We start from the raw sequence: 7,555 nt of genomic DNA on the forward strand, positions 1-7,555 counted from the left end.
CCGGACCGCGCCCCGGGCGGCCCGCCTACATCAGCCCGGCCCCCGCGAGGAACTTGGCCACGCACTCGGTCTCCGTCTCCGACAGCGGTACCTGGGGCTCGGCCGTCGCCGGGCAGTCGATCACGCCGCGCAGGTGCAGTGCCGTCTTGAACGCCCCCAGCGCCGCCGAGCTCGCGCCCATCCGGGCCGGGTCGCCGGCGCCGGTCATCCGGAAGAGGCCGCACAGCCGCTCCTGCTCGGCCCGCGCCCGCTCCCAGTCGCCCGCGCGGCACAGGCGGTACAGGCGGACGTAGCCGTCCGGGTCGACGTTGGCGAGCCCCGGTACCACCCCGTCGGCGCCCAGCGCCAGCGCCGAGTCGACGGTCAGCTCGGAGCCCGTCAGCGCGCCGAAGCCGGGCAGGCCGCGGCTGCCGACGACGACCTCACGGAAGCCCGCCAGGTCCCCGCTGGAGTCCTTGAGACCGGCCAGCACCCCGTCGGCGGCCAGTTCGAGCACCAGGCCGGCCGGGAGCCTGGTGTGGACGGCGGACGGGATGTCGTAGGCGATCACGGGGACGGGTGAGCGGCCGGCGACCAGGCGGAAGTGGCGGGCGGTCTCGGCGGGGTGGGTGCGGGTGTAGAAGGGGGCGGTGACCACGATCGCGTCCGCGCCCGCCGCCGTGACGGCGGCGACGTGGTCCAGGACCCGGGGTGTGGTCATGTCGATGACGCCCGCCAGGACCGGGAGCCGGCCGGCCGTCCGGGCCACCACCGTCTCCGTGACCAGTCGGCGCTGCCGGTCCGTCAGATAGGCCGCCTCCGACGTCGAGCCGAGGACGAACAGGCCGTCCACGCCGGCCGTCATCAGATGGTCGACGAGCCTGCGCAGGGACGGGACGTCCACCTCGCGGTCCGGGGTCAAGGGCGTGCAGACGGGCGGTACGACTCCGGTCAGCGGGGCGGAAAGGGGCATCAGGTCTCCCGGGGCAGGCTGCGGCTCGGCTGGTCCTCCTCCAACGGATGGTGACAGCGGTAGCGGTGACCGGGGCGTGACGCGGCCGCGAAGTCAGGCATGCGGGCGGCACACGTGTCGTCCGCCCGCCAGCAGCGGGTGCGGAACGGGCACCCGGACGGCGGCCGGGTCGCCGAGGGGACCGGGCCGGTCAGCGGGATCGGGTCGACGGGGCTCAGCAGTCCGGGGGTGGCCGAGAACAGGGCGCGGGTGTACGGGTGGCGGGCGTCGCCGGTGACGTCGGCGGCCGGGGTGTCCTCGACGATCCGGCCCAGGTACATGGTGATCACCCGGTCGCTCATCCGCCGTACCGTCTGGATGTCGTGGGAGACGAAGACCATCGCGAGACCGAGGCGTTCCCGCAGGTCCAGCAGGAGGTTCAGGATCTGGGCGCGGACCGAGACGTCCAGGGCGCTGGTCGGTTCGTCCGCCACCACCAGCGGCGGGTCGAGGGCGAGCGCGCGGGCGATCGCGACGCGCTGGCGCTGACCGCCGGAGAGCTGGCCGGGCAGCGCCCCGGCGAGCGCCCGCGGCAGCCCGACCAGGCTCATCAACTCCTTCACCCGGTCCTCCCGTTCGGCCTTGGTGCCGCGGCCGTGGACGTCCAGCGGGTCGCGCAGGACTCGGCCGACGGGCAGCCGGCGGTTCAGGGCGGTCGAGGGATCCTGGAGGACCAGTCCGGTGCCGGCGCCGACGGCGCTGCGGCGTTCGGCCGCGGACATGGCCCACAGGTCACGGCCGTGGACGGCGACCGTCCCCGCGGTCGGCCGCTGGATGCCGACCAGCACCTTGACCAGGGTCGACTTCCCGCACCCCGACTCGCCGACCACGCCGACCGTCTCGCCGGCCGCCACGCTGAGGTCGGCGTCGGTCAGCGCGTACACCCGGTCGCCGCCGAACAGACCGCCGCCGCGGGCCCGGTGCACCACGTGGACGCCGGACAGCTCCACCACGCTCATGTCACCGCCTCCGTGCCGGCCAGGTCGACGGCCGGGTGGTGGCAGGCCGCGGTGTGGGCGGGGGCGCCGAGGAGGGCCGGCGGTGTCGTACGGCAGACGTCGCCCGCCGCGGGGCAGCGGCTGCTGAACCGGCACCCCGCGGGGAAGTCGGCGGGCGCCGGGACCACGCCCCTGATCTGGGTGAGGCGGGCGGCGCCGGACTCCAGGGAGAGGACGCTGCCGAGGAGGCCGCGGGTGTAGTGGTGGGCCGGGGAGCCCACCAGTTCGGCGGTGACGCCGGTCTCCACGAGCTGGCCGCCGTACATCACCACCACCCGGTCGGTGACGTCCGCGACGAGGGCCAGGTCGTGGGAGACCAGGATCAACGCGAAGCCGAGTTCCTCGCGCAGGCGCAGGAGGAGTTCCATCACCTGGGCCTGGACGGTGACGTCGAGGGCGGTGGTGGGTTCGTCCGCGATGATCAGGCGGGGGTCGCGGGAGAGGGCCATCGCGATCAGGACGCGCTGGCGCTGGCCGCCGGAGAGTTCGTGGGGGTGGCTGCGGAGGGTGCGGGCGGGGTCCAGGCCGACGAGGGTGAGGAGTTCGGTGGGGGTGCGGTGGCCGCCGCGCCGGGTGAGCTGCTTGAGCTGGGCGTTGACGGTCATGGAGGGGTTCAGGGAGGACAGGGCGTCCTGGTGGACCATCGCGATCTCGTGGCCCAGGAGGCGGCGGAGGCGGCGGTGGGGGGTGGTCAGGTCCACGGGCGGCTGCGGGTGCGTTGTGGCTGTTCGCGCCCGCGCGGCGGTAGCCGCATATTCCATATCGCCCCGCGCCCCTGAAGGGGCGCTTCGGCCGACGGCGTTGAAGAGGATCTCGCCCGTCACCCGGGCCGTCTTCGGTTGCAGACCCATGATCGTGAGCGCGGTGAGGGACTTTCCGCAGCCCGACTCCCCTACCAGGCCCAGCACTTCACCCGGGTGGATGTCGAAGCTGATGCCGTCGACGATGTTCACGCCCCGGTGGCGGTCCGGGAAGGCGATCGTCAGGTTCTGCACGGACAGGACCGGTGGGCCCTCCCGGGAGGGCAGCGGGCGGGCCCGGGCGCGGAGCCGTTCCCCCGCCTCCGTCAGGCCCGGCAGCTCCAGGATCTCGCCCCGCTCCACGGTCTCCACCGGGTCGGTCTCCACCGGGTCGGTCTCCACCGGGTCGGCCTCCGTCGGTTCCGGCTGCCTCGGTGCCGGCGACGCCCAGGCGTCCGAGACGCCCTCGGAGAGGAGGTTCAGGGCGAGGACGGTGAGGAGGATCAGCAGACCGGGGAAGAGAGTGGCCCACCAGCCGCCGGTCAGCACCATGTTCTTGCCGTCCGCGATGACGCTGCCCCAGGACGGGTCCGGGGGGCGGACGCCCGCGCCGATGAAGGACAGGGACGCCTCGAAGACGATCGCCTCGGCCACCTGGACCGTGCAGAAGACCAGGACGGGAGCGGCGCAGTTGACCGCCACGTGGCGTAGGACGATGTGCGGGGTGCGGGCGCCGATCACCCGTTCCGCGGTGACGTAGTCCTCGCCGTACTGGTCGAGGACGTTCGCCCGGACGACGCGGGCCACCGGCGGGGTGAAGAGGAAGGCGATCGCGCAGATCAGGACGGTGATGCCACCGCCGAAGACGGCGACCAGGACGGCGGCCAGGGCGATGCCGGGGAACGCCATCACCACGTCCAGGCAGCGCATCAGGCTCTCGTCGACGCCCTTGCGGGAGGTCGCCGCGAGCGCTCCGAGGAGCGCGCCGGCGGCCAGGGCGAGGCCGGTCGCGCCGAGGCCGATGGCGAGGGACCAGCGGGCGCCGTACATCAGCCGGCTGAGGATGTCCCGGCCGAGGCTGTCCTGACCCATCCAGTGGCCGGCGGAAGGGTGTCCGGTGCCGTCGGCGGGGGCCTGCTGGGCGAGGGGGTCGTCGGGGGCGAGGAGGGGGGCGCACAGTGCCACCAGGACGATCACGGCGAGGAAGGCGAGGGCCGCCCTCGACGCCGGCGGCAGTCTGCGCAGCCGTACGCCGGGCCGGGCCAGGGCGGTGGTGAGGGCCGCGCGGGTGAACGTCGTCATGTCGCCTCCCGCAGACGTGGGTTGACGAACAGGTAGAGGATGTCGATGACGAGGTTGACGACGACGAAGCCGGTGGCGGTGGTCAGGACCACGCCCTGGACGACGGCGGGGTCGCCGTTCTGGACCGCGTCGATCATCAGCTTGCCCATGCCGGGCAGGGCGAAGACGGTCTCGATGACGACCGCGCCGCCGAGCAGGTAGCCGACCCGCAGACCGAGCACGGTCAGCGGGTTGACCAGGGCGTTGCGCAGGACGTTGCGGCCGACCACGACGTGGGGCGGCAGGCCGCCGCCGATCGCGGTGCGGACGTAGTCCTTGTCGAGTTCCTCCACCACCGAGGTGCGGACGACACGGGTGAGCTGGGCGGCGACCGGCAGGGAGAGCGCGAGTGCGGGCAGCGCCATGGTCCGCAGCCAGCCGGTGACGGAGTCCTCGGGGTTGATGTAGCCGCCGGACGGGAACCAGCCGCGGTCGACGGCGAGGTACTGGATCATCAGCAGCGCCAGCCAGAAGGCGGGGGCGGCGACGCCGACCAGGGAGAGCACCCGGATGACCTGGTCGGTCCTGCGGTCGCGGTGGACGGCCGCGGTGACGCCGCCGGCGAGCGCCAGGACGACGGCGATGCCGAGGCCCAGGAAGGTCAGCTGGAGGGTGAGCGGGAGCGCGGTGAGGACCTGGTCGCGGACCGGGGTGCGGGTGAGGGCGCTGGTACCGAGGTCGCCGTGGGACAGGTCGCCGACGAAGTGGACGTAGCGCAGCGGGAGCGGGTCGAGGAGGCCGTTGCGTTCGCGGAAGTCGTGGAGCTGCCGCGGGGTGGGGTTGGCGCCCTGGAAGAACGCGGACGCCGGGTCGACGTCGGAGAAGCGCATCACCAGGAACACGAACAGGGCGATGCCGAGCAGCAGCGGCACCAGCAGGGCGACGCGGCGCAGCAGGATGCGCAGGACGGCGGTCATGCCGTCAGGCCCACTTGGCGGTGAGGACGTTGATACCGGGGTAGGGCTGGGCCCTTATGCCGGTGAGCCGGCGCGGGTCCCAGGCGGTGATCAGCTCGTTGTGGACGACCGGGTAGATGACGGCCTGTTCGGCGACGACGTCGATGTAGTCCTGGATCATCGCCCGCTTCCTGTCGGGGTCCGGTTCGCGGGTGGCCGCGTCCATGTCCTCGAAGAGCCGCTTGGCGACGGGGTCGTCGGCCCAGCGGGCGTAGCCCGTCCAGAGGTTCTCGGGGCCGTAGTTGTAGCGCATGATCAGGTCGGCGTCGAGGCCGAACTGGTTGGGGTTCGAGACGGCGGCGACGACCTGGTAGTCCTGTTTCTGGTCCAGCTTGGTGAACACGGCCGTGGTCTCCTGCGGGGACAGGGTCGTGGGGACGCCGATCGCGTCCCAGGACGACTTGATGGTGGGCAGGCAGTCGACGATCCAGCTCACGTTGACGGCGAGCAGGTCGATGCGCAGTCCGCTGACTCCGGCGGCCTTGAGCAGCGCCTTCGCCCGGTCCGGGTCGTGGTCGTAGACCGTCCTCGCCCTGCGGTAGGCGGGATTGGCCTCGTTCAGGAACGAACTCGCGGGTCTCCCGTGTCCCTTGAGGGCGACCTCGACGATCTTCTTCTTGTCCACGGCGTAGTGCAGGGCCTGCCGGACCCGGACGTCGTCGAAGGGTCCCTGCCTGGTGTTGAACATCAGGAACAGGTTGTTCATCCCGGCCCCGCCGCCGACCGACAGGCCGCCCTGTTCGAGGCGGGGGATGTTGGCGTAGGGGATGTTGTCGGAGATCTGCGCGCCCGCGTCCACCCCGGAGATCCTGGCCACGCGGGAGGCGGCGTCGACGATCGTCAGCCAGTTCATCCGCGGGAAGGCGGGCCTGCGGGGGCCGTTGTAGCGGTCGTACGCGGCGAAGGTGGTGTTCGACTTCGGGTGGTGGCCGGTCTGCCGGTACGGTCCCGAGCCCACCGCGAGTCCCCTGATCGCGTCGTCCCAGGCGCCGGGCCGGGCGAACACGTGCCTCGGCATGATCTTGGCGAGGGTGAGGCGGGCGATCCCGTCCGGGAAGGGGAAGCGGAGCACCAGGTCGACGGTCCCGGTGTCGACCCTGCGAACCTCCTTCAGCCAGCCGGCGAAGAAGCCCTGGGCGAGGGTCGGGGTGGCCGGGTCGAGGATCCGGTCGAAGACGAAGACGACGTCGTCGGCGGTGACCGGTCGCCCGTCGTGGAACGTGGCGCCGGGGCGCAGGGTGAACCGCCAGGTGGTGGCGTTCGGGTCGGCGGGCAGCCGGGTGGCCAGCGCCGGGTAGGGGGCGCGGGTGATCGGGTCGGTGTCGGCGAGGCCCTCGTAGATGTGGTTGTTCGCGGCCATCGCGAACGCGGAGGCGGTCTGGGTGGGGTCCCAGCTGCCGTCGTTGCCGTAGCCGATCACGGCGGTCAGGGTGCGGTCGGCACCGGTGCCGCCGAGGTCGATCGTGGACCTGGGCCCGCAGGCGGTCAGCGAGGCGGCGGCGCCCAGGGCACCCGCCTGTTTCAGGAACGTCCTGCGGGCGTGGGTCGCCTGGTCGCGCACGGTGCCTCCGGCGTGGGGGGAAGGAGACGTCGGACGTCCTGTGTAAGCGCGACCATAAGAGTGGGTTCAGGGACGGTCAAGACAACGCACGCGAATGGCGTAAACCACCAGAGGTGGGACCAATGACACCGCGAGCGGACACCGCCGGACGCCGGCCGACGGGTGGCGACCGGCGACCGGCGCCCAGGGTCGAAGACAGGGAACCTAGGGCAGGGTCTTCTCGTACGACGGGTCCTGGTCGGAGTCGTAGACGAGCTTGCCGGTCGCGTCGTAACCCTTGAGGTGCGGGGCCCTGGTGACCTGCTCGTGCAGGGTGCCGGTGGCGACGAACCAGCCGTGGTCGAGGACCACCTGGCCCGCGTCGCCGCCGTAGGAGACGGTCATCCGGGTCACCGAGGTGCGGTGGCCGCCGATGATCCCCCAGCGGAACGGCAGTTTCCAGTCGCCCTTGTCGATGACCGACTGCTGGTACAGCTTGCCGCTGTTCATGTCCGGCACCACGGGCGTGCCCGCGTCACCGAAGGGGTCGCCGACACTGGTGTTCAGGCCGGAGGCCGCGCCGTCCTTGACGGTGCAGATGAGCCGGGCAGGCACCGGCTTCTCGCGCACCGCCACCACGAAGTAGCCGTCGCCGGGGGCGTTGGAGTCGCCGGTGCTGCGCATCGCCAGGATGATCCGGTAGTCGGCCGGCTTGCCCAGGTCGGTGTAGGTCGGGTCCTTGGGCAGGCGGTGCGCCTTGTTGTAGTCGAGGCAGGCGCCGAGTCCGGCGGCCGCCTGTTCGAAGGTGATCCCGTCCAGCAGCTGGTGCGCCGCGGACGCCGGGCGGGCGGGGTTTGTCGGGGTCGCCACCGGTGCCGAGGTGGTCGGGGCCGGGGCGGTCGGGGTCGAGGCCGACGCGGTGGCCGGGCCGGTCGGGGTGGCCTGGCCGGTCGGGGCGGGGCGGGCGCTGGAGAGCACGGTGGGGGCGG

General features: G+C 72.6%; 6 protein-coding genes. All 6 read right to left on the reverse strand.

Features of this window, described 5'->3' with window-relative positions; genetic code table 11:
* Positions 1-25 precede the first annotated feature (25 nt).
* Positions 26-952, reverse strand: a complete 927-nt coding sequence (locus MB828_RS45295; RefSeq protein ID WP_301653261.1) for a dihydrodipicolinate synthase family protein — start codon at positions 950-952, stop codon at positions 26-28.
* A complete protein-coding gene (locus tag MB828_RS45300; RefSeq protein WP_301653262.1) occupies positions 952-1,950 on the reverse strand; it encodes an oligopeptide/dipeptide ABC transporter ATP-binding protein in 999 nt (332 codons plus the stop codon). Before MB828_RS45300 ends, MB828_RS45295 begins: the two co-directional genes overlap by 1 nt.
* A complete protein-coding gene (locus MB828_RS45305; RefSeq protein ID WP_301653263.1) occupies positions 1,947-4,031 on the reverse strand; it encodes a dipeptide/oligopeptide/nickel ABC transporter permease/ATP-binding protein in 2,085 nt (694 codons plus the stop codon). The genes MB828_RS45300 and MB828_RS45305 overlap by 4 nt, the downstream gene beginning before the upstream one ends.
* Positions 4,028-4,987 carry an ABC transporter permease gene (locus MB828_RS45310; protein WP_133021995.1) on the reverse strand — a complete coding sequence of 320 codons (960 nt, stop codon included), beginning with the start codon at positions 4,985-4,987 and terminating at the stop codon, positions 4,028-4,030. Before MB828_RS45310 ends, MB828_RS45305 begins: the two co-directional genes overlap by 4 nt.
* 4 nt (positions 4,988-4,991) lie before the next feature.
* Entirely contained in the window at positions 4,992-6,587 is a 1,596-nt protein-coding gene (locus MB828_RS45315; RefSeq protein WP_301653264.1) for an ABC transporter substrate-binding protein, read from the reverse strand.
* Between the two features lie 204 nt (positions 6,588-6,791).
* Positions 6,792-7,555 (reverse strand): hypothetical protein (locus MB828_RS45320; RefSeq protein WP_301653265.1); only part of this gene is annotated, 764 nt, incomplete at its 5' end.

It is taken from the genome of Streptomyces arenae, assembly GCF_022343545.1.
Lineage (GTDB): Bacteria > Actinomycetota > Actinomycetes > Streptomycetales > Streptomycetaceae > Streptomyces > Streptomyces humi.